At 45.2% G+C, this 21,832-nt stretch carries 23 protein-coding genes; 9 read left to right on the top strand and 14 right to left on the bottom strand.

The window, feature by feature from the left end; all coding sequences use genetic code 11:
- Positions 1-829: 829 nt before the first annotated feature.
- Together IGQ44_04625 and recJ are read right to left on the bottom strand one after the other, a co-directional pair.
- Positions 830-1,606, bottom strand: a complete 777-nt coding sequence (locus IGQ44_04625) for a sulfite exporter TauE/SafE family protein (protein ID HIK37259.1) — start codon at positions 1,604-1,606, stop codon at positions 830-832.
- 89 nt (positions 1,607-1,695) lie between these two features.
- Positions 1,696-3,423 carry a single-stranded-DNA-specific exonuclease RecJ gene (gene recJ / locus IGQ44_04620; GenBank protein HIK37258.1) on the bottom strand — a complete coding sequence of 576 codons (1,728 nt, stop codon included), beginning with the start codon at positions 3,421-3,423 and terminating at the stop codon, positions 1,696-1,698.
- Between the two features lie 108 nt (positions 3,424-3,531).
- On the opposite strand from recJ, the gene IGQ44_04615 reads away from it, so the two are divergent.
- The gene (locus IGQ44_04615; GenBank protein HIK37257.1) at positions 3,532-4,776 is read left to right on the top strand and encodes an NAD(P)/FAD-dependent oxidoreductase; all 1,245 of its coding nucleotides are present in this window, start codon (positions 3,532-3,534) and stop codon (positions 4,774-4,776) included.
- A gap of 358 nt (positions 4,777-5,134) precedes the next feature.
- On the opposite strand, the gene IGQ44_04610 is transcribed toward IGQ44_04615, so the two are convergent.
- From IGQ44_04610 to IGQ44_04570, 9 genes are all read right to left on the bottom strand, one after another.
- Positions 5,135-5,899, bottom strand: coding sequence for an MlaE family lipid ABC transporter permease subunit (locus IGQ44_04610; GenBank protein HIK37256.1), 765 nt, complete (start codon positions 5,897-5,899; stop codon positions 5,135-5,137).
- A 26-nt stretch (positions 5,900-5,925) separates the two neighbouring features.
- Positions 5,926-8,700: a HAMP domain-containing protein gene (locus IGQ44_04605; GenBank protein ID HIK37255.1), complete on the bottom strand. Its 2,775-nt coding sequence runs from the start codon at positions 8,698-8,700 to the stop codon at positions 5,926-5,928.
- A gap of 80 nt (positions 8,701-8,780) precedes the next feature.
- Positions 8,781-9,311 carry a CheW domain-containing protein gene (locus IGQ44_04600; GenBank protein HIK37254.1) on the bottom strand — a complete coding sequence of 177 codons (531 nt, stop codon included), beginning with the start codon at positions 9,309-9,311 and terminating at the stop codon, positions 8,781-8,783.
- 237 nt (positions 9,312-9,548) lie between these two features.
- Positions 9,549-9,914, bottom strand: a complete 366-nt coding sequence (locus IGQ44_04595; protein HIK37253.1) for a response regulator — start codon at positions 9,912-9,914, stop codon at positions 9,549-9,551.
- Between the two features lie 147 nt (positions 9,915-10,061).
- On the bottom strand, positions 10,062-11,075 hold the full coding sequence (gene hpnH / locus IGQ44_04590) for an adenosyl-hopene transferase HpnH (GenBank protein ID HIK37252.1): 1,014 nt from the start codon (positions 11,073-11,075) through the stop codon (positions 10,062-10,064).
- Positions 11,076-11,221: 146 nt separating this feature from the next.
- Positions 11,222-12,472: a UDP-N-acetylglucosamine 1-carboxyvinyltransferase gene (gene murA, locus IGQ44_04585; protein HIK37251.1), complete on the bottom strand. Its 1,251-nt coding sequence runs from the start codon at positions 12,470-12,472 to the stop codon at positions 11,222-11,224.
- Positions 12,473-12,641: 169 nt separating this feature from the next.
- Positions 12,642-13,109 (bottom strand): Holliday junction resolvase RuvX, encoded by a 468-nt coding sequence (ruvX, locus tag IGQ44_04580; protein HIK37250.1) that lies wholly within the window; start codon positions 13,107-13,109, stop codon positions 12,642-12,644.
- Between the two features lie 13 nt (positions 13,110-13,122).
- Positions 13,123-13,656, bottom strand: coding sequence for a CDP-diacylglycerol--glycerol-3-phosphate 3-phosphatidyltransferase (pgsA, locus tag IGQ44_04575; protein HIK37249.1), 534 nt, complete (start codon positions 13,654-13,656; stop codon positions 13,123-13,125).
- Positions 13,657-13,915: 259 nt separating this feature from the next.
- Positions 13,916-15,352 carry a phosphoglucomutase/phosphomannomutase family protein gene (locus IGQ44_04570; GenBank protein HIK37248.1) on the bottom strand — a complete coding sequence of 479 codons (1,437 nt, stop codon included), beginning with the start codon at positions 15,350-15,352 and terminating at the stop codon, positions 13,916-13,918.
- 210 nt (positions 15,353-15,562) lie between these two features.
- Here IGQ44_04570 and prfB point away from each other — a divergent pair.
- A protein-coding gene (gene prfB, locus IGQ44_04565) for a peptide chain release factor 2 (protein ID HIK37247.1) occupies positions 15,563-16,706 on the top strand; the annotation gives its coding sequence in 2 pieces (ribosomal slippage) (positions 15,563-15,634 and positions 15,636-16,706; 1,143 coding nt in all).
- 87 nt (positions 16,707-16,793) lie between these two features.
- Here the strand turns inward: prfB and IGQ44_04560 are convergent.
- From IGQ44_04560 to IGQ44_04550, 3 genes are all read right to left on the bottom strand, one after another.
- Complete coding sequence (locus IGQ44_04560) at positions 16,794-16,985, bottom strand: hypothetical protein (GenBank protein HIK37246.1); 192 nt, start codon at positions 16,983-16,985, stop codon at positions 16,794-16,796.
- Complete coding sequence (locus IGQ44_04555) at positions 16,963-17,199, bottom strand: hypothetical protein (protein HIK37245.1); 237 nt, start codon at positions 17,197-17,199, stop codon at positions 16,963-16,965. The genes IGQ44_04560 and IGQ44_04555 overlap by 23 nt, the downstream gene beginning before the upstream one ends.
- An 80-nt stretch (positions 17,200-17,279) precedes the next feature.
- On the bottom strand, positions 17,280-17,393 hold the full coding sequence (locus IGQ44_04550; GenBank protein HIK37244.1) for a DUF2887 domain-containing protein: 114 nt from the start codon (positions 17,391-17,393) through the stop codon (positions 17,280-17,282).
- 439 nt (positions 17,394-17,832) lie between these two features.
- Between IGQ44_04550 and IGQ44_04545 the strand changes: the two genes are divergently transcribed.
- The 7 genes from IGQ44_04545 to IGQ44_04515 all read left to right on the top strand — a co-directional run.
- Positions 17,833-18,264, top strand: coding sequence for a hypothetical protein (locus IGQ44_04545; GenBank protein ID HIK37243.1), 432 nt, complete (start codon positions 17,833-17,835; stop codon positions 18,262-18,264).
- Positions 18,265-18,854: 590 nt separating this feature from the next.
- On the top strand, positions 18,855-19,259 hold the full coding sequence (locus IGQ44_04540; protein HIK37242.1) for a hypothetical protein: 405 nt from the start codon (positions 18,855-18,857) through the stop codon (positions 19,257-19,259).
- Positions 19,260-19,273: 14 nt separating this feature from the next.
- The gene (locus IGQ44_04535) at positions 19,274-19,588 is read left to right on the top strand and encodes a hypothetical protein (GenBank protein ID HIK37241.1); all 315 of its coding nucleotides are present in this window, start codon (positions 19,274-19,276) and stop codon (positions 19,586-19,588) included.
- A gap of 363 nt (positions 19,589-19,951) precedes the next feature.
- Positions 19,952-20,170 carry a hypothetical protein gene (locus IGQ44_04530; GenBank protein HIK37240.1) on the top strand — a complete coding sequence of 73 codons (219 nt, stop codon included), beginning with the start codon at positions 19,952-19,954 and terminating at the stop codon, positions 20,168-20,170.
- On the top strand, positions 20,154-20,453 hold the full coding sequence (locus IGQ44_04525; GenBank protein HIK37239.1) for a hypothetical protein: 300 nt from the start codon (positions 20,154-20,156) through the stop codon (positions 20,451-20,453). Before IGQ44_04530 ends, IGQ44_04525 begins: the two co-directional genes overlap by 17 nt.
- A gap of 83 nt (positions 20,454-20,536) precedes the next feature.
- Complete coding sequence (locus tag IGQ44_04520) at positions 20,537-20,911, top strand: hypothetical protein (GenBank protein ID HIK37238.1); 375 nt, start codon at positions 20,537-20,539, stop codon at positions 20,909-20,911.
- 749 nt (positions 20,912-21,660) lie between these two features.
- Positions 21,661-21,832: 5'/3'-nucleotidase SurE (locus IGQ44_04515; GenBank protein ID HIK37237.1), on the top strand; the 172-nt coding region annotated here is incomplete at its 3' end.

Below are 21,832 nucleotides of genomic sequence, written 5' to 3'. Positions count from 1 at the left end.
CTTCCTATGGATATCCCCCGTCTATTTTTCTAACCAAATCTCCACGAATGCCTGTAAATCCTTTCTATTTTTGGGATAAAATGTCCCTTATAAATTCTCCACTAATTTCCCCCATATTCCTGTTAGCATTCTGCCCTACTTGGCAATTTTCATTGCTGAAATAACTATGGTTAACGCCAGTATTGATAATGCTCTCCTAGCCAAAATTAACTATTCGTAAAAGAAAAACCGGTTTCGTCTACCTATTTTTTTAGCCATCCCTTGCCATTTACTCCCCAATACCTCGTATTATCATTTTGCCATTGGCTGGATTTAAAACAAAAAAATACATTTTACCAGAGTTTTTAAAATAAAAATGGGATATTTGGCATTCCCTATTCTTCCCAAGTGGCAAGGCCTCCCTCTGCCAAAAAAATAACTAGTTCTTTCTCCGAGGAAAGAAAAATATGAAGGGTATGGGTTTAATATCGCCTGTTTTTGAGATGTCGGAAAACTTGTAAGGTAATTTTTGTATGGAAATAAAAATTGACCCTAAGACTGGGCTCCATCACCGTTTGACATTTTATATTTTCCCGACAGCATTCCTTGCAAACAACTCTATTTTTTTGTCAATTTCCACTCCCTGCCTTGTTATGGTTGTTGTCTGCCCCAACCAATCTGTATTAAACGCTATCCTCGGCGTCCACGTCTAAACGCATTTTTATTACCCCTCCAGCCTTTTTCTTTCCCCATGGTTATTTTACAACTTCACACTATTTGCTTATAACATTTTTCCCTCCGCCAAAACTTAAGAAATCGTAAATCTTTTTTCAAAAAATCCCCACCCCCTTTACATCCCACCCCCGGACGATAACCATTGCCAAAAGGTTTTTATAGCCAAGGCGATGACTACGGTTATAAAAAGTTTTTTGAGGAAAATTTCGTTCATTTTAATGGCAAATTTACCCCCTAGATATGCGCCACAAAACATGGTGATGCTCAGGACAATTGCTAGAGGGTAGTCTATCAAACCTTTCACCATAAAAACAACAGTGGCAATGAGGGAAGAAAAGACATTTAATAGTTTAGTTACCGCCACCGCCTCCACAAATGTCATGCCCAAAAAACCAACATAACAGGCAGTCAGAGTGGTAACATAGCCGCCACTGTAAAAACCTCCGTATATCCCCAGAAGGAAGGTTAATAAATAGGCAATGTTTTTGGATACTGCAGAAACTGTTTTGGGGTATGTTTTGTGGTTTTTGCCAGAAGAGTTGAAAATGGAAAAAACAGTAATGGCAATAAGGAATAGAGAAATTAAAAAGGGAAATTGCTTCGGAGGAACAATTAATACTAAAATAGCACCTAATAGTGAACCAAACAGGGTTAAAGTCGTTAATAAAGGGATATCCTTTCTCCTCATGAAACCAGTCTTGAGGAAAGGGATAACACCGCCAATACTCAGGAAAATTAAACCAAACATGTTGGTAGCAATAGCTACAGCTGGTTCAATACCAAACTGTAACATTACCGGTACAGTAATAAGAGAGTTGCTACCAGTTACTACCCCAACAAATGCAGTAATAAAAAAAATTGTTACTAGGATGATTAACTGAATAAAGGTCAAGGTTTTTTCTCCTTAATATTGTTTCCCGGTAGGATTTTTTATTTAATAGGATTGGGACCATAGGTATGATTGTCACAACGGTGTAATTATCATGATGGCAGTCTGACACCAACTAATTCTAATTGGATTGAGTTATTGCCTTGCCACTCGTCTTCTTTAATTCTATAGGCAATGTCTACCTCTGGCGGGAGGGGAAAGTAGGGATGCCAACGCCAGGCTATTGCTTTTTTTTCTCCAGTTTCATCGGCTACGATAAGTTGTAGATGTTGGCCATCTTTAGTAATTCTTTGCTGTTTAATTTTTACTTTTTTGCTACAGAAAATTGGATGTTTGTTTTCCACCCCCCAGGGATAGAGACTTTCTATTTCCCTCAAGAGTTGTAAATTGGCCTGGTACAAACTAATTTGGGCGTCAATTTTTATTAGGGGCTTGGTATGTTCTGGTTTTATATTGGCAAGAGAGAATTCTATCAAACGCTGATGAAAAAGTTCTAATTTTTTGCTAGAAAAAGTGAACCCGCCCGCCGCTTTGTGTCCCCCATATTTTTCCAATAAATCATCACAGTATTGGAGGGCGGAAAAGACATTGTATTCTTCTATACCTCGGGCTGATCCTCTTATATAATCACCCTTTTCGTCTTCGTAGGTAGCCAAAAATACGGGCACCCCATAACGTTCCACTAAACGGGAAGCCACAATCCCAATTACTCCATGATGCCATTTTTTATTAACCAAAAATATCACCCTGTTTTCTTGCCACAGAAACGGTTTTCTTTCGATAATAGCCACTGCTTCCTCTTCAATTACATTGCACATTTCTTGGCGCCTTCTATTAGTGTACTCGCATTTTTTAGCCATTTCCATCGCTACTTCTTCCTCTTCGGTGGTGAGTAATTCTATGACAATTTGAGGATCATCCAAACGGCCAATGGCGTTTATCCTAGGGCCCAAAATGAAGCCGATATCATCAGTGTTTAGTAGAGTTTTACTCTCATTAATACCGGCACATTTACTAAGAGCACGAATTCCTAAAATATCGGGATTTGCTAATAATTTAAGTCCTCTTTTTAACCAGCGACGATTGACACCATTAAGGGGTACAAGGTCAGCAATGGTGCCGATGGTATATAATTCTAAAAGCCCCTTAGTCAGACCGTTAAGTGGTCCAAAGGACTGGGCCAAGGAGATGGCAAAAATATAGGCTACTCCCACTCCCGCCAAACAATGATAGGGGGAAGTTTCAGGTAACAACTTGGGGTTAAGGATGGCATCGGCGGGGGGTAGAGTGGGTGGCAAGTCGTGATGATCTGTAATAATAACCTTTAGGCCTAACTCCTTTGCCCTTTCAATGGCAGGATGGGCTGAAATACCATTGTCAACAGTTATAATTAGACTAAAGCCCTGCTGGTGAAACTCGTTGACAAGACGCTCGTTAATACCATAACCGTCTTTCATGCGACTGGGGATAGCATAGTCTACAATACCCCCTAAATGTCTTAGAGTTCTAATAAGTAAGGCTGTACTTGTCATACCATCGGCATCATAGTCGCCACAGATGCCAATTTTTTCCCCCTTGGCGATGGCTTGTTTAACAATGTCGATACAGTGGGATAGATGGGGGAATTCTTGCAAAGGATGGGGGAGTTGAGCCTGTTCCGGGTTAATATAATAATGGGCGGATGAAAGGTCAGTAACTCCCCGATTGACGATTACCTGTGCCATTATGGGGGAGATACCGCAGTTGCGGCTAATTTCCCTCACCAGTTGGGGATTGGGTTGGGGGAAATGCCATCTTTGTCTAGGCAAACGAGAAGACATCTAGTCCAACAACGTTACTACACAAGCCCTTCATAATATGAATATGATAAGGGCATATGTTCTGGTTAGTGGGTTGGTGTTGTCATAGCGGTAGAAAGAATAGGAGGGATGAATAAGAGATTTAATGTGGTAGTGGTGGGGGGAGGCGCGGCTGGTTTTTTTGCAGCCATCAATTGTGCAACTCACCATAGGGAATTATCCATTGCCATCCTAGAGGCAGCTAAACAACCCCTTGGGAAAGTAAAAATCTCTGGTGGTGGCAGATGCAATGTTACCCATTACTGTTTTAATCCTCGGGAATTGGCAGGTTATTATCCTAGAGGTGGCAAGGAGTTAATAGGTGCTTTTTCTCGTTTCCAACCCAGGGATACCATCCAGTGGTTTGAGTCAAGGGGGGTGCAATTGAAAACGGAGGCGGATGGGAGGGTGTTTCCGGTTACAGACGATTCCCAAACCATTATTGACTGTTTGGTAACGACGGCGAGGCAGTTAGGCGTTAAAATTTACACTCAAACTCCTGTGGTTGACATTCGCAGGGGAGGAGGGGGATTTGAGATAGTGACGAAGGGGGAAACTATTTTTGCGGAGAGGGTGTTAATTGCCACTGGCAGTAGTCCGTTAGGTTACAAGTGGGCTAGTAATTTGGGGCATAGGATTGAGAAGCCAATCCCTTCTCTTTTCACCTTTAGGATTTCAGACAGGCGTTTGGCTGACTTGGCGGGTATTACCTGCGAAAATGTAACTCTCACATTAAGGGTGAGGGAGGGGAGACACAAAAAACTGGAGACTAGTGGTGCCCTTTTGATTACCCACTGGGGCATTAGTGGGCCTGCCACCTTGAAATTGTCTGCCTGGGGGGCTAGAATTCTCCATGATGCCAATTATTGTCTCCCCCTGACTATTAACTGGTTGCCTTCTTGGGATGAAGAGGGAGTAAGAAGAAGGTTGTATGAGTGTAAACAGACAATACCACGCCAGAAGGTAACTAACTATCATGGCTTCCCCTTGGCAAGGAGGCTTTGGCAGAGTTTGGCCCTTCACATTCTCACCAAGGAGGATAAGACTTGGGCGGAAATTACCAGGAGGGAAATGGAGTTACTTACAAAGGAATTGCTTAGAGGCGAGTATCATATTGAGGGGAGGGGAGTTTTTAAGGAGGAATTTGTCACCTGTGGCGGCGTTAGTCTCAAAGAGGTGGATTTTCGCACTATGATGAGCAAAATCTGTCCTAATTTGTTTTTTGCCGGTGAAATCTTGGACATTGATGGCCTAACTGGCGGATTTAATCTTCAAAATGCTTGGACTACCGGCTGGATTGCTGGTTTGGGGTTGGCGGCTAGGCGTTTGTTATAATCAGGGAGGTTTTATTTCCCCTTTATTTTTCTTAACATCTCCACTTTTGTCGGGGCTGCCCTGTTACGATGGAGACAGGGACTGCAGGTTAAGAGACTGCAAGGGGTGGGGCTGGAAAAATATTTATTGAAATTTAATATCATTAAAATTCCCAAATTATAAATTGAGGAACTACTGCAAAGAGGTATATGTTAGGCTCTTAATAGAGGTAAATTAAAATTTAATGGCAATTAAGAAAGTGAGCAAGCCAAGGGTCTAAGCAATAATTAGGCCTGCCGCCAACCTGAGATAGCACAAGGGAGGGGAAAGTGTGAGAGGGGATAGGAAAAGGGGAAAAGACTGGGGAGTAGAGGTTAGACTATTCGAGAATGACGGTGCCAGTGCCCTGAAACATCAACCAGGAGAGGAAAAAATTGGCGATGAAGATAGCAAGGAGGGAAATAACAACTGCGGCGGTGGTGGACTGTCCTACTCCTTTGGCGCCACCAGTGGTGGTAAGTCCCCAATTGCAGCCGATAACAGCAATGAGTGCCCCAAAAACGGCAGATTTGATAAGGGCGGCAATTAAATCCCAGGGTTGTAAAAAGTTTTTAATGGATTCTAGGAAAAGGGTACGGGAAATGTCATAAATAGTACTGGCAATGAAGAGGCCCCCCGCCATTCCCATCAGTAGGGCAAAAATGGTCAATATGGGCAACATTAGGCTACAAGCCACCACCCTTGGTGTCACTAGATAGTCTACTGGATCTGTCTTTAACATCTGAAGAGCGTCTATTTGTTCTGTTACTCGCATAGTACCAATTTCCGCGGCAAAGGCACTACCAACCCTTCCCGCCACTACCACCGCTGTCAACACAGGGGCCAATTCTCTGGATAAGGCTATAGCCAAGACTCCTCCCACTGCTGTGGTGGCGCCAAAATAAATAAACTCCCTTGCCACCTGAATCGTGAAGACCATTCCTACAAAGGCAGCCGTAATCAAAGATATTATAAGAGAGGAGGGTCCCACAAAGGCCATTTGTTCAAAGAGGTTGTGGCGGTGAATCTTGCCTTGAAGAATATGAACCAGAATCTGTCCGGCCAAAAATAAGCCATTAACCAAACGTGCCGCTAATTGACTCATGAAAACCGTTATAGAGAATTGTTATACTAGTCGACCTTGAAACGTTCTACGGAGGCAATCAAATCCCGGGCAATACCCACCAGATTCTGCAAAGAGACGGCAACCCGTTGTGATTCTTGGGAGGTGGCTTGGGCAGTCAATTCTACTGCTTGCATTACCTTGGCTACCCCTCTAGAATTCTCTCTCTGTTCGTCGGTGTCAGCGGTAATGGAGCGCACTAAAGCATCAATACGGTTGGAAACTTGAATAATATCCTCCAGGGCTCTTTTGGCCTGTTCAGCCCGTTCGGTAACGTCTTTTACCTGTTGGAGACTCTCCTCCATGGCCGTCATTACCGCACCGGTTTCTGTCTGGATTTGTAATACGATTTGCTCAATTTCTTGCAGGGATTTGGCTGAACGGTCCGCCAACTGTCTTACCTCGTCGGCTACAATAGCAAAACCCCTACCAGCTTCTCCTGCCCTAGCGGCTTGGATAGAGGCGTTTAGAGCCAACAGGTTAGTACGGGAAGCGATTTGGGAAATTACCGCTACAATAGTAGAAATCTGTTGGGAGGCCTCTGCCAACCGTTTTACCTTGCGGGTGGTTTCTGACACTGTTTCCCGAATCTGTAATATTCCGGCTACCGTGCGCTCTACTGCATCCCCTCCCTTCAAGGCTGTAACACTGGATGACCTGGCCACTTCCTCCGCCTCGCGGGCATTTTCCGCCACCCGTTCGATGGAGTCCGTCATCATCTGTACGGAGTTGAGGGTTACAGCCAACTCTTCCGCCATGCGTAGGGCGTCACTGGATTGGTTGCGGGCAAACAACTCACTGTCGGCACTAGCCTTGTGTACTTGTATTGCTGCTTGTTTTACTTGTTTTACAATCTTCCTCAAGTTGGAGATGGTAACGTTAAAGGCGTCCGCCACGGCTCCCAATACGTCTGCAGTCACCTCCGCCTGTACTGTCAAATCCCCACGGGAGGCTCCTTCTACGTCATCCAACAGCCTAATAACCTGTCTTTGCAAGTCCTCTCTTGCCTTTTCCATCTCTTCTGCCCGTTTTCTCGCCTCGGCAGTGGTTGCTTGAATCATCTTTGTCATCTGGTTGAATGCCGCCGCCAGAGTGCCAAATTCGTCTCGGGAGTATATCTTCGCCCTCACGTCGTAATTTCCTTGATATATGGATTCAAAGTTATTCTGTAATTCAATCGTGTATCGACGAAGGTGTTGTGCCAGGAGGTACCCCATGGCTACTGTAGCTGAGCCACTGGCGACGGCGGCTATCAAGGAGAAGAGGATTTTAGAAGGCAGACTGTTGGGTCGGGGGGCATTGGTTTTTTGGCTCCCCTGCTGAGGTAGATTGGGTTTCTGGCTTTTATTGGGTTGAACCTTTTGCGGGGTGGGGGGTTTCTGATTTACCTGGGTTTTATTTTCCTCTGGTCTCGGGGCAGTAATTATACTCATTGCTAAAACTACAACAAAGGTTGCAAATGCAGCTACAGCCCCGTGTAGTAGTTGTTTCCTGAACAGTGGCAGGTCATAGTACTTGGACAGGAACCCTTGAGGTATCTCCACTTCGGGGGTTAAAAAGGTGGAGGAGGGGATTGAAGAAACACCACCTAGGGTGGGGGAGGAGAAACTCATTTCCCCCTCTGTTTCTAGTTTAATTCTGTCCGTGTCGAAGGTGAAACTGCCAGTTATCTCATTGTCAAACTCACTGGCGAAGAAACTATCCTCGGGGGAGGTTCCTTTTCCGGTTTTTTCCTCGGCCTGGCTTTTGTGTTCCTTTGTGAAGATGCTAGAGACGGGCAACTCTTCGGGGGAAATATCAGGAATGTCATCCAAATCCGCCCCGAAAAAGAGTTCTTCTCCCTCATTAGCTATAGGTATTCCCCCTTCCTCACTTTCGCTTAATTTTATGGGGGTTTCTCTGTCATCGTCTTTGGCAGCCAGTTTAGGGGAACTAAGGGGTTCCAGTTGTGAACTGTAGTCTCCCATATCGTCTTGGAAAAGGTGTTCCCCGGCGGTGAGCATTTTTTCCAGTTCTGACAGTCCTGTCTCTTCTTCTTCCTCCCCGTGGGCCGCCGATACTACAAAGGTTGGCTCACTATTGTCACGGGTCTTGTCTGCCTCAAAATCCTCGCTAGTTTCTTGCAAATCAGTGTAGTCAATGTCCTGGGCAGAGAAGTCAAAATCCAGCAGGTCATTATCCTGTTCATCTTCGGGGATAATAGATGGCGCCGACTGGGGGGCGGTGTCTTCTTCTCCGGGCTGTTGGTCTTCTGTGGGAGGGGGGGTTGTGGCGGCTTCTGTGAGATTTGGTTCATTATCAGTGTGGATGGGGATAGGGAGATTCTGTTGTAAGGTGGGGTCTTCTATGTCTTCTTCTTCTAGGTCCTTTATGTCCCAGTCTATGCTATCAAACTGGATACTTTTTGTCCAACTGTCGTCTGGTTGTTCGTCCTCCCCTATTTCTTCTATGTCCTCTTCAAAGTCGGGAACTTCCACCTGGGGAGGGTATAATGATTCTGAGTCCGGGTCAAAAATCTCTTCTATCTCTGCCAAGCCCTGTTCTGCCAGGTCTCTTAATTCCCTATCCTTGGTCAATTCTAACACCTTGCGGTAGTTGTTTTTTGCCAAATCGTACTGCTGCTGCCGTAAACAAATGTGTCCCTTTAGCAAAAAAGCACTGGGGTCGTCAGGGTATTGTCTTAGAATTGAGTCTGTAAGGCGGGACGCTCTTTCCAGATCCCCCTCCAGATAAGCAGTACGTGCTTGGTTAAATTTTTCCTGATATTCCAACTCTTCTGCCATTTCCCCTCTCTCCTCCCTTGCCATTATTTTATTGAATGCTTCTTATTCCCATCTTAATCATAAACCTAACTAAACCCTTTTCAGGCGGCCCAGCGGGCAGAATGAATCATGGCTGCTGGGTCCAAAATTAAAATCCTCTTGCCATTTTCATCTTGCCATTGTCCCGTCACAAAAGGCATCACGTGGTCGGGTATATTACCAGACAAGAATACCTGTCCCGGGTCAATCCATGCTAGTCCCCCTAGTCCTTCCACTGCCAAACCGATGGTTATTTCTTGCTCCTCGATGGCAACTACAGGGATTTCCCCCCTATCAGTGTTCAACATTTGGCTATATCCCAGGAACTGTCCTAAATCTGCCACCCATATGATCTCTCCTCTGAGATTTATAGTACCCAGAAGTAGGTGGGAGGCATTGGGGATGGGTGTTATTTTGCCTACCTCTTGTTGTATCACCTCGCGTATACCCACTGCCGGCAGAGCGAATTCTTCTCCCGAGGGTATTACCAGGCGGAGATGCAAATCCCCTTCTGGGATTGGTACTTCCTCCACCCCCTGTGGGACTTCTCCCACAATTTCATTTCTCTCTTCGTAGTATTTGTTATCTGTCATATAGACACGTAGCCCTTTTGTATTTTTAAATGTCTCGAGCCAGAGGGGGAGAACAAAGGCCGGGCATTTCTATGAGGTTGATTTTTTTTTTCGCCCTTTCATTGGCCCACTTTCTATTGTATTTTACTTTTTTTCCTTTGGACGAATGGGGACTAGGGGAGAGAGTGGGTTTTTTGCGGTTTTTCCGTTGATAAACCGGCTCAAAAAAAGGGGCAATTTCTGTAGCCTGTATTAGGCTCACTTCCTTATGAATTGTTTGATGGTGGCTATTAGTTCTTTTTCTCGGAATGGTTTAGCAATATAGGCGTCGGCTCCCTGTTTTAGGCCCCAGTAACGGTCAAATTCTTCTCCCTTGGAGGAACAAATAATTACTGGCAAATGCTTTGTTTTGGGGTTAGATTTGATTTGACGACAGACCTCATAGCCGTTCATTTTGGGCATTATTATATCCAAAAGAACTATGTCTGGACTTACGGTGGGGAGGATTTCCAATGCCTGAACTCCATCCTCTGCTATTTCCACCTTAAGTCCCTGTTTAGTTAGCAGATCGGCGATCATTTTTCTGGTGGGGATGCTATCCTCAACAAGGAGTACTGTTGTCATAAAACTCATCCAAGCTGGTTGGCAGTGTGTAACTTGCTTGCGTAATAAAAGGGACAAGCTTTATCAAATCTTTATCAAGTTCATTATACCCAACAGTTTTGGCCCCTGTCCCCATTATGTACAAACACTGAGTAGTTTACAAAAACTTTAACCGAATAGACTTGTAATAGCCCTCCCGGTATTTTCTATGTTGAGTGCATCCATGGCAGCCGTTGGTTCATAGCCGCAGTGTACCATGCAATCGGCACACTTGGGGTTGCCGCTCCTAGGTCCGTATTTTCCCCAGTCAGTGTTTTCCAGTAGTTCCCTAAAGGTGCGATAATAGCCCTCCCCCAACAAATAACAGGGTTTTTGCCAGCCCAGGACACTATAACAGGGGCTTCCCCAGGGGGTACAGTCGTAGTCTTTTTCTCCCATCAAAAAGTCTAGAAAAAGGGGGTTATGGTTGAAATTCCAGCGCTTTTTGCCATTTTTCCATGGTTCTAGAATTTTTCTGAACAGATCCTTGATTTGTTCTCTTTTTAGGAATAATTCCTGGGCGGGAGCCTTCTCATAGCTGTAGCCCGGGGAGATCATAATCCCGTCCACCTTCAGGTTTTCCAGGAAGTCGAAAAAGGAGTGCATCTCTTTGGGATCTGTTCCCTGAAATACTGTTGTATTAACTGTTACTCTAAAACCGAGGGACTTGGCTTTTTTGATGGCTTTGACGGCGATGTCAAAGACTCCCTCTCTATTAACACACTTGTCATGGGTAGATTTTAGGCCGTCCAAGTGGATACTGAAGGTGAGGTAGACAGAGGGCTCAAAAAGGTGTAGTTTCTCCTCTAGCAGAATGCCATTGGTACACAGGTATACAAATTTCTTCCTGGCTACCAAACCCCTTACAATTTCGTCAATTTGGGGGTGTAAAAGGGGCTCACCGCCGGGGATAGACACAATAGGGGCGCCACATTCTTCTGCCGCGGCAAAGCATTCTTCGGGAGTCAAGTGTTTTTTTAGGATTTCCACTGGGTGTTGGATTTTCCCACAACCGGGACAGGCCAAATTACAACGGAATAGGGGTTCTAACATCAAAACCAGGGGAAAGCGTTTTTTGCCTTGTAGTCTTTGTTTTAATATGTAGGTTCCGACGGCGATAGCCTGCTGTAACTGAATTGCCATAATTTGTCCCCACACCGGATTTTCTATATTAGCTTACAGGTTACAACAGAAGGAGTCATTAGGATCACGAGAGTGTCAAAAGGGCAAAAACGGGGGGTGAAAAGTCCCAGACCCGTTGTGTTGTTTTTTCTTAAAATACAAAGGTATTAACAGTAGGGGATTCTACGGATTTGTGCTCCCAACTGTTGGAATTTTAGTTCCAGATTCTCATAACCCCGATCCAGATGTTGCAGTCCTTGTACAATGGTAGTTCCATCGGCGGCCAAGCCGGCTAACACCAGGGCGGCGGAGGCTCTCAAATCAGTGGCCATTACTGGCGCACCGGACAAACGTGGCACCCCTGAGATGAGGGCAGAATTGCCTTTTACTCTTATATTGGCTCCCATCCTCTTTAGTTCCGCCACGTGTCGCAGACGGTTTTCAAATACGGTTTCTGTTACCATACTATTGCCCTCACTAATGGTTAATAGTGCCATGAATTGTGCCTGCATATCTGTGGGGAAGCCGGGATAGGGTAGTGTTTCGATGTCAGTGCCTCTAAGGGTGCCAGGGATGGTGCGTAGGGTTTTCTCGTCCTCCTGTTGGACTAGACAGCCGATTTCTTTTAGTTTAGCTGTCACCGCTCCCAAGTGCTCGGGGTTGAGGTTAGTTACCACTATTTCCGACTGGGTGATGGCACCAGCTACCAAAAAGGTGCCCGCTTCTATGCGATCGGGGATAATTGTATGTTCGGCACTGTGTAGTTTTTTTACTCCTTGAACAACAATACAGTCAGTGCCTGCACCGGTTATTTTCGCCCCCATAGAATTGCAGAAGTTGGCCAAATCCACTATTTCTGGCTCTTTGGCCGCATTTTCAATGGTTGTCTCTCCTTCTGCTAGGGTGGCGGCCATCATTATGGTTTCTGTAGCCCCCACACTGGGGTAGTCCAGAAATATTTTTGCCCCCTTTAGTCTTCCCTTGACAGTGGCGTTCACCATCCCGTGTTCTATTGTAACATGAGCGCCCATCGCCTGTAGTCCGCGTACGTGTAGGTCTACTGGACGTGAGCCGATGGCACAGCCTCCCGGCAGGGGTATTTGTGCTTGTCCCAGGCGGGCTAGAATTGGTCCTATTACGAAGAAACTAGCCCTTAGTTGGGACACCAATTCATAGGGGGCTTTTGTGGTGGTGAGGTGTCTGGGGTCAAATTCCCAGGTAGGGCCATTTTTTTTGATTTTGACGCCAAAGGAGGACAATACTTGTCCCATAGTCTTGACGTCTACTAGGGTAGGGATATTGTGGAGACGACACTCTTGCTCACACAAAAGAGTGCCCGCCATTAGTGCCAGGGCGGAGTTTTTTGCCCCACTGACTTTCACTTCCCCTTTGAGGGTTTTGCCGCCAACTATTTCCAGGACGGTTTGTGGGGTTGTCTCCTGGCAGTTTTCTTTGAGTGCCGGGTTGAATGTGGTTGTATTTATAGTCCTCTCCTCCGTTTTTCTAATAGGGTTTGATTTCGGTTTTGATTCTAACCGATTATTCCCCTTTTATTCAATTTTTTCGGATTTTTTGCCGTATTCTCTTTTACCATTGCTCCAAATCCCCATTCCCCTCTTTCTCTTTTGTTTCTCTCCTCCTTCTGTTGTCCAACCATTCTTGAAGGATAATGGCAGCGGCCTTTTTGTCAATTAGTTCTTTTTTGAAAATGGAATATTTCTTACTGTTTTTTAGTTGCTCTTCTGCTTCCACTGATGTGAGTCTTTCGTCTACAAATTCGAGGGGCAAATTCAGGGCCTTACTCAGTCTTCTGGCGTATTTCATCACTTGTTTTGCTTGTGTGCCTATTTCGCCACTCATGGTTAGAGGAATGCCCACTACTAATAGAGTGACCCCTCTTTGTTTAACAATTTCCCTAATTTTTTCCACGTCTTCCATAAAGGAGGCCCGTTTAATTGTAGTCAATTCCGTTGCCAATAATCCTAGGCCGTCACAGCCGGCCACCCCAATTCTTTTCAGGCCTATATCTAGACCCAAAACAGAAATTTTCTCCATAGTTTTTCTTTTCTTATTCCCCTACTGTTGTGGATTGTGGTAACAGATATAAGATGCCAGAAACCACGGTAAAGGCCACTGATATCCAAAAAAATATTAACCCCGTCCAATGTAGTTCTGCCAAGGGCGCCAACAACAAACTAATGGCCACTATCTGGCTAACGGTTTTTATTTTGCCCCACGAGGATGCCCCACTAATCTGCTGTTGATTCTTTAACTGGGGATTCACCCTCCAACCTGCAATAATCATCTCTCTAAGAACTATGATAAACACTCCCCAAGCTGGTATTTGTCTGCGTTCAACTAGTACCAGAAGGGGGGCTATTACCAGTATTTTATCGGAGAGGGGGTCTAAAAATTTTCCCACTTCTGTGACTTGATTCCATTTTCTTGCTATATAACCGTCCAACCAGTCTGTAGCCGCAGCCAACAAAAAAATTCCTAACGCCCACCATTGACATGTTTTACTGGACTGCTGGTACAATAACAACACCAGTGGCAGTACCAAAGTTATTCTGATTGTAGTGATTAAATTTGGTAAGTTAATCATGTTTTTAGCCCACCCTTTTCCTGGAAAATCATCTCGGCTACAAATGACATAGCCCACATAATATCAACATAAAAGGCTATGATATAAACTACCAAAATCAAAAATTTAACTTAGCATTTTTATTTTTAAAAATAATGTGGCTATAAAATTCTTCCTAAATTAGTAAAATTTATCAGAAATAAAAGAGAGCAAAAAAGGAGAGAAACAGGAAAAAGGGGAGGAATAAGGGATTTAATAAGGAGAGAGTTTTGTAGGTCTACTTTTCGGTGGCCCATTGTTTAGCCCAATGGAGATTTTCTTCTACAACCCCCCTACTGCTTCCCTCTGAGTAGATACGCAATAGAGGCTCTGTACCACTAAAACGAAAGAGTATCCAACTGTTGTCCTCAAGACGATACTTATAACCGTCCAGGGTTTGGAGGTTTATCACTTTCTTGCCAGCAATTTCTGTTAGAGGATTGTCTGTAAGAAGTTGCTGAAGGCGGTTTTTCTCTTCTAGGCTTTCTAGGGGTAAATCAATGCGATCGTACTCGGAAAAGAAATTCACCCGTTGTCTCAAATTGTCGTACAACTGTCTGATGTCCTGGCCTGATTCTGCCATAGCTTCTAACAGGTAAAGGGCGGAAAGGAGTGCGTCTCTTTCTGGGATGTGGTGCCCATAACCCACACCGCCGGATTCCTCTCCCCCTAGTAACACCTTATGACTTAACATCCTCTCCGCAATATATTTGTACCCTATTGCTGTTTCGGTGACTGGCAGATTAAACAGTTGGGCTACCTTGGGTATTAAATCTGAGCCACTGACGGTTTTTACCACCTCGCCACTGCCTTTTTTCCTCACTGCTAAGTGTTCCATGAGGATAGGTATTAGTAACTGTGTACTACAAAAGTTCCCCTCCCCATCTACCACGGCAATGCGATCGCTATCCCCGTCAAATACAAACCCTACCCTCATACTATGGGGGTATGACTGGGCCAATTGCTTCATAGTATTAAATAATTCAGTTATATAGCGGGGAAGTGGCTCAGGTGCGCCACCACCAAACAGAGGGTCTCGATTACTATTGATTTCAATAATATCTTTACCAAGAAGACGGCCTAAACCGCTGGCAGCAGCACCATGCATTACATCTGCAGCGATTTTGATTTTTCCAGAGTCAATAGCCTCGGTAATGAGATCAATATTTACCTGTTGCCGCAACTGTTGACAATAACTGTCCCAGGGGTCAAAGATATTTAGACTGCCCCCAGAAGCCGACTGTACCTGTGGTGACTGGTGTAAAAGATTCTCTATTTTTCTTGTAACCTCCTCTCCTACAGAACCCCCAAAACTACCTTTGACCTTCAGGCCTAAATATTTAGGGGGATTATGGCTGGCAGTTATAACCAATGCCCCCAACGCCTTTTTTTCTTTGGCGGCCCAGGAGAAGGCCGGCGTGGGGGCATAATCTCGAGATAGTAATACATCAAATCCGGCTTCTTGTAAACTTTCTGCCACCACCCTGGCAAACTCTTCTGCCAGGAAGCGCCTGTCATAACCCACCACTACTAGGTTACTATTTGGATTGTACTCCCTTAACACCAGGGCGCACAACGGTGCAACCTGAGCCACCCTTTCAAAGGTGAAATCGGCGGCTATCACCCCCCGCCAACCGTCAGTGCCGAATTTTATCGGGTTCGCCTTAAAAACCATAAGCCTAGGCCACTTTCATTTTTTTCTTGTCATTGTTATCCATTTTATGCCCCCAACGCTGGGAATGCTTTTCTTTTTGAGCAGGAGGGGAGGGCTGGTTGACACGAGGTTGATAATGTGGTACAATCCGGTGGCAGTGGCTGTGTTTTTGGCGGGAAGCCACATCCTCTGACAGTTTCCCCGTTAGTAAGCCAACAGTCAGCGACAATTATGGAATTATCTGAACTGAAAAGAGAATTTTCCCTTGTAAGCGAGCGACTGGGGAAAACCCAGGACTGTCTTTGACTTGGCCACTGTAAAGGCACAAATAGCCGACTTAGAGTATCAGGCCAGTAGATCCGATTTCTGGGATAGAGAGGATGCACAAAAGCTCCTACAACAGTTAAATGAGCTGAAGTCCGTTGTGGAACAGGTCAATGGGTGGCAAACCGTCCTAGAGGACACTAGGGCTATTATAGAGCTGCTGGAAACAGAGAGGGATGATGATTTGCTGGCAGAGGCCTTTGCCAATCTGAAACAGCTGTCTGCCTCCCTCGACAGATGGGAGTTGGAAAGATTGCTCAGTGGCCCCCATGATGCCAAGGATGCCATCCTAACTATAAATGCCGGTGCTGGTGGCACTGATGCCCAGGATTGGGCGGAAATGCTGCTGAGGATGTACACCCGCTGGGCGGAGAGACACAATTTCCGTGTTTCCCTCACCGATATATCTGAGGGCGATGGTGCTGGAATTAAGTCAGCTACAATTGAAATAAAAGGTAAATACGCTTACGGCTATTTGAAGGGGGAAAAAGGCACCCATCGTCTTGTGCGGATTTCACCCTTTAACGCCAATGGCAAGAGACAAACTAGCTTCGCCGGTGTGGAAGTGATGCCGGATTTAGGGGATAATGTAATACATTTGGAGATACCAGAAAAGGACCTAGAAATAACCACCTCTCGCGCCGGTGGCAAGGGGGGACAAAATGTCAATAAGGTGGAGACGGCTGTTAGAGTTGTGCATATTCCAACGGGTATTTCCGTTAGATGTGCACAAGAGCGCTCTCAAGCCCAAAACAAGGAAAGGGCCTTGGCTATCTTGAAGGCAAAACTATTAGTTATTCTGGAGGAGCAAAGGGCTAAAGAGCTTGCGGAAATCAGGGGGGATATAGTAGAGGCAGCCTGGGGGAATCAGATCAGAAACTATGTATTTCACCCCTACCAGCTGGTGAAAGATTTGCGCACGGGGGTGGAAACCTCCGCCGTTTACGATGTTTTGGATGGGGATTTGGACATGTTTATTTCTGCCTATTTACGCAGTCAGACTCAGCTGCCTGTTACCTCCTCGCCTGTTGAACAAAAGGCAGTTAAATAGTACGGCTGCTTCACGGGCAGCCCTCTCCCCGACCAGTTAAGCGGCATGGACATCTCACCTTGGTTGCTTTCTCGGCCGTTCATTTTCTTAGCCTGCTCCCCTATCGACTAGTCGGGCATGGGCGGGCGTTTCCTCTTTCTTTGTCTTTGAGCCAATCGGCTCAGTCCTTATTCCGTCCTGAGGCATGAAGTTTGCCAACTGAGGAATGGGGAGAGAATTAATTTGGTTAACCCGATTCGGGTCAATACTGCTAAACTTACGGGGGATTAGCCTTGTCAATAACTTCGTTTCTCCTTCTTTCCCATCCTCCAAGGGGCCTTCCTGTCTGTCCCCTTAGTAAATGCCGTGGCTTGTCCAGTGTAAACATCCTCTCTATCTCCTCTCTGCTCGACCCCGGAAAGCACAATAAAATCGTCTCCACGAACTCCAGCATGACCTCCACTCCTATTTCATCCACTGCCGCCATCGCTTCTTCCCCTGGACGGGTAATCAACCGCAACATCCCAAAGGCGAGGAGACCTTTGGTAACTGGTCCAGATAAATCTGCACTAGTCTGCCACTATCAACCATTTCTTAGGGGAAGGGAGCAAGATTTTTAACATCCACTGCCCTACTGGGAAAAATTGCTACTGCTACCCAATCCTGTACTGGCTTCTGCTGTTTCAAATAAAAGTAAATTTGGCCGATGAACTCATGGTAGAAGTTAGGTTTATTGGAGCATCCATGACACTGTCAGGTGGAACAAAAATGCCATCAAAACGGCCAGATACGACAGGGCGAGCCAAAAACTAAAACACCAAGCTGGGGAAAATCTGAAATATCTTGTACAACAGCGTGTCAGTTTTCACAAAACCAAGGGGCTCGAGTTTTGGACAGTTTAGGCAGTAAGGGCATACTAGAACCAATTACATTTAAACAAATCTTTACTTCTCTTCGGGGGTAGAGATTGCTGGAACTCGGCAGGGATTGTTTGTGTCAATGCCATTTGATAAGATACCATTATCAGTCTGAATAGTTTGGGTCAATGGCACACATTAAAGTTCTATATTACTCTGTTGGCCGTCCGGTACTGCGCACTTGTCTGGTGGGGGCAATTTTCATGGGCGGGGGGATAGACAATTGGGCAATGGCAAGAGACCTGCGGGACGGGTTTGTCGGCACTTGGCAACAACAAGGTAAGTGCAAGGTTACCAGTAATCAGCCCATGGAAGATAATTCCACCTCTACTGTGGCTATTCAAAAGGTTCCCAATAACCCCAAAGCTATCACCCTCTTGGTGCGATCGCGCGGTAGGTCGGAAGGTCCTGGGGCTTCTGTCGAGGCTAGTTTTGAATATCTGGTGAGGGCAGAAGTGATTTCCAATTCAGAGTTCAGGATTCCTAGACAATCAATACAGAACATGCCAGAGTTGTCTATTGAGGGAGTAGGTAATCTGCGTGGTGGAAAGCTATACCTACAGACGGGAAGCCAGATTAAATCTTCAAATTTCAATCAAGAAACGAAGAGTGAGTGTCTGTATACACTCTCAAAACCCACTCCCAACCGCTCCAGAAATTAGACCTCTATACTAAGAATTCTTGTGTTACTACCATCTTGATAATTTGTCTATGCCTAGCCCAATACTAGTGTAGTCGCCTTTGATATGTGCCTGTAAGTAACTCAAAAGTCCAGAGGAACATGCACTTCGATTAACCAGTTCCCAATGGTTTCATCCACTGAAATTGAGGGCATGGGGTGAAAAAACTATAGATTTATAACTTGTTTTCTTTAATTATTCCTTAAGATTTTACAAAAGATTCTGTGACACAATACCAGTATCGTGTATCTGAGTCAATTGAGTTTAGAGCAACACGAATGGGAGCGGCATATCAGTTTGCATAACAGCCGGATTGTTTTTGTCTACTGCCATTGGCACTGCTTGGGCGCAATTTTAATTCTCTCGGGTGGTGGAGGCGACCAAGTTTCTAGTACCAACCCCCAATAAGTATGGCAGACCGGTAGACCCATCAACAATGAGAATGATTCTGAGTAATTTAAGAATCAGGAAAGGCACGTTGTCATGGGACCACAGAGAAGAAGTCTGTGTGGTGCGAAATATGCCATTACTAGCAGAATGATGAGCGCTAAGAAGCTCCTGATGTCAAGGATATGGGACTTGTTGGTTTCTATGATACCTCGATTCTGACAGTCATCTTGGCAGCCCTAGCCAATGGTGAGCCTAAGTTGGTGACTATGCATGGCCGATTGAAAGAACTAGACCAAGTGCAGGGGGATCCTGCCAAAAATGTCCCTGAAGAAGTTAAGCAGCTTTCTTGGTTTTACCGAATTGTCAAAAAAGCACAGGCTCAAGCTAGTAAAGACCCAGCCAACCAGACAGTTTTCCCCCTTTACTTTCCAGAAGTAGTTGCTAGTTTTAATCAAGACATCCCTACAAGTACGCAACAAAGGACAGCTGTGAGAGTGCTACAAATTTTTTTGGCACTGCCTATCGCCGTTGGCAACCAGGAGAAGGGGTTCTCGCTTGGACCAACGAGGCTATTGTCGGTGAAATAAAGAAGGGCTAGATTTTGCTGGTTGCTTACCGCCGTTATAGTTACAATACTTCCAAGGGAACACCTCAGAAGAAGCTTGAACCGAATATTGGCCACAAGGTCGTTTTTAGTGGATTCAGGGTAGGAAACTATGACTATCCTTTGCTCATTAATGATGTGGGCAATGGTAGCCAATATTGGGCACGACTAAGGCAAGTGAGCCCCAGTGAAAAACCTGCCAACGCCAACCCTGTGGTTCTAGAGTATGATGGTGTTGCTTACAAAGGTACTTCTGAAGAACCCTTCCAGTTTGTGGAACACATAGATGCCCTGGGGTTGTCAACTGAGTAGTCTACTTGCACCCATACCCCTTTGAATCATTCCAGTTTTCCAGTGGCTATAGTTGCCAGCTTCAGCAGGGTCTTGCGACTTTAGTGAGTATAGCCGTCCTGAAAGCAGAAGCGCAGCAGTGGGTGGTAGCATATTCTCTATTGTTCGGCTTGCACTTGTGTCCGAGATTGAATCTGTCCTGCACCAAAAAACTCTGTTTGCTCCACCTGCCCGGTTCAGCCAACAGGCTTACATTTCTTCCTTGGCACAGTGTCGGGGACCTTATGAGAAGTCCTTAAATTACCCAGAAGCTTTTTGGGGGAATTGGCTAACTTAGAGATGGTTTGGTGCCGTGTCAAAAGGTATTGAAATGGCAACCACCCTTTGCCCAATGGTTCATCGGGGGGCAAAATTAACGTTTCCTATAACTGTCTAGACCGCCATTTGACCCGTCATAGAAAAAATAAGGCGGCTATTATCTGGGAAGGTGAACCAGGAGATACGCCTACTCTTACCTATGCTCAGCTACATCAAGAAGTTTGTCTTTTTGCTAATGTCTTCAAACAGTTGGAGGTCAGGCAGGGCGATGGCGTGGGTATTTAGGGGGCCACTGATTGGGTGGTATTTGGTGGGTTTATTCAGGAAAAGGCTAAGTTATGCTACGGCGGGGGTAGTGGTTACTGCTGATGGCGGTTGGCGCAAAGACAATATCGTGCCTCTCAAAGACCAAGTAGATATTACCCTCGCAGATGATCAAGTGTCCTCGGCACGGCTATTGGTGGTAAAACGGACAAGACGTAGGATTAACATGTGTATTGCTATGGACCACCACCTTCTCTCTCTAGATAGGTTTATGATTATAAAGCCCTACATCTCACCCCTTTAGCCTACCCCCTAAACCCCAAAATACCAACTCCAGGGCGTATAATATGACTTCAACCCCCTAACTGCTGAGTTGGAAATGATATTATGTGGTATATTCCCTTCCAAATGGAGATTAATAATGCCCTTTTTGCCGGTAGTTGTCTTTGGTGTCTTGCTTTATATGTTGCCTTTGCTAGTTTTCGGGAATTTGTCATTAACACCCTAGAAAGGTGGTTTAATTTTGCCGAGGGTTTCCTATACACCTCTAAAACGGAATTTGAGCGCACTCGTAGGGCTAGGGAGTCACAAAATGCTTTTTTGGCGTCTCTTATGAGTGTAATTCCCTTTCTGATTGTTGGAATTTTTTGTAATTGGCTAGTGGCTGTTGGTTTGGGAGAAAATTGGTGTATAAGTCTAGGCCTTCTTGCCGTTGTATGTTGTGCTGTTTATGATTTGGGGAGGAGGGATGCTAGCCAGTAAATTATGCTAGTTCTTTGGCCGAGTCTGGCCGTCGCCTAAAGGGTTTTACATGGGTTAATTAGCTGCAAAAGAAGCCCGATTTTTTACCCTTTATATTGTCTCGGAAAGGGCAGGGAATAGTGTTTTCTTAGCCCCGAAAATTTCTGTTGCTTCTGCGGAGATTGGGATTTCCGTGGCTACAATTGTCCGGAGGAGGGGACAAAAAACACTAAGAAGATTGTCCCTTTCTCCTCTCAGGGGATTAAACTATTTTCTTGGTATTTTTATACCCTGTGCTTTTAAACACTACATGCTAGCCCCTACATTCTAACCGGCACTGTCTCAAACTTCGTGCTGTGTATACTGGCATTTATAATAGTTCAAAACCTAGAAATTTTATTTAACCATGGAATTATAATCCTGTTTTTAAGTACAATGGAAACTGTGGTATTAGCCATTGTAATAATAAGCAATTTGGCAAAAAAGAACTAAACATGTGAATGCACACGTGAATGCGGTTTTGGCTACTTTTAGTGCAACCCTGTGGGGCAATTTTCCCCTAGTTTTATCTTCTCCAAAAAAAAATACTGGCTATCGCTAGGTTTAATGTTATTTTCTACCTGAATGAGGCTCTGGTAAACTGCTGAAAAAGGCTTTAGTTTTTGCTGTTGTCTGCCCTAATTGTAACTGTGTAACCATATTGGGCAGGTGGTCTTGCGGAAAAATGATACAATCAGAAACAAGGTTGTGAACTGCCCCCTCCTGGTAGTATGCGGATTTTGCTCAGCAACGATGATGGTATTTTCTCCCCAGGAATTCGCACTCTTGCCAATGCTCTGGCTGAAGCAGGACACGAGGTTACAGTTGTAGCACCAGATGGGGAAAGGTCGGCAACGGGACATGGTTTAACCCTACACCATCCCATTCGGGCGGACGTGATAG

Source organism: Geminocystis sp. M7585_C2015_104, from assembly GCA_015295805.1.
In the GTDB taxonomy this organism is placed as follows: domain Bacteria; phylum Cyanobacteriota; class Cyanobacteriia; order Cyanobacteriales; family Cyanobacteriaceae; genus DVEF01.
The sequence above is the reverse complement of the archived record's forward strand: the minus strand, read 5'-3'. Positions and strand labels throughout refer to the sequence as shown.

Excerpts from the sequence above, each read along its gene's own strand:
- recJ (HIK37258.1), bottom strand. The coding sequence starts at position 3,423 with ATGTCTTCTCGTTTGCCTAGACAAAGATGGCATTTCCCCCAACCCAAT.
- IGQ44_04615 (HIK37257.1), top strand. The coding sequence starts at position 3,532 with ATGAATAAGAGATTTAATGTGGTAGTGGTGGGGGGAGGCGCGGCTGGT.
- IGQ44_04610 (HIK37256.1), bottom strand. The coding sequence starts at position 5,899 with ATGAGTCAATTAGCGGCACGTTTGGTTAATGGCTTATTTTTGGCCGGA.
- IGQ44_04605 (HIK37255.1), bottom strand. The coding sequence starts at position 8,700 with ATGGCAGAAGAGTTGGAATATCAGGAAAAATTTAACCAAGCACGTACT.
- IGQ44_04600 (HIK37254.1), bottom strand. The coding sequence starts at position 9,311 with ATGACAGATAACAAATACTACGAAGAGAGAAATGAAATTGTGGGAGAA.
- IGQ44_04595 (HIK37253.1), bottom strand. The coding sequence starts at position 9,914 with ATGACAACAGTACTCCTTGTTGAGGATAGCATCCCCACCAGAAAAATG.
- hpnH (HIK37252.1), bottom strand. The coding sequence starts at position 11,075 with ATGGCAATTCAGTTACAGCAGGCTATCGCCGTCGGAACCTACATATTA.
- ruvX (HIK37250.1), bottom strand. The coding sequence starts at position 13,109 with ATGGAGAAAATTTCTGTTTTGGGTCTAGATATAGGCCTGAAAAGAATT.
- IGQ44_04570 (HIK37248.1), bottom strand. The coding sequence starts at position 15,352 with ATGGTTTTTAAGGCGAACCCGATAAAATTCGGCACTGACGGTTGGCGG.
- IGQ44_04545 (HIK37243.1), top strand. The coding sequence starts at position 17,833 with ATGGCAAGAGACCTGCGGGACGGGTTTGTCGGCACTTGGCAACAACAA.
- IGQ44_04540 (HIK37242.1), top strand. The coding sequence starts at position 18,855 with ATGGGACTTGTTGGTTTCTATGATACCTCGATTCTGACAGTCATCTTG.
- IGQ44_04525 (HIK37239.1), top strand. The coding sequence starts at position 20,154 with ATGGCGTGGGTATTTAGGGGGCCACTGATTGGGTGGTATTTGGTGGGT.
- IGQ44_04520 (HIK37238.1), top strand. The coding sequence starts at position 20,537 with ATGTGGTATATTCCCTTCCAAATGGAGATTAATAATGCCCTTTTTGCC.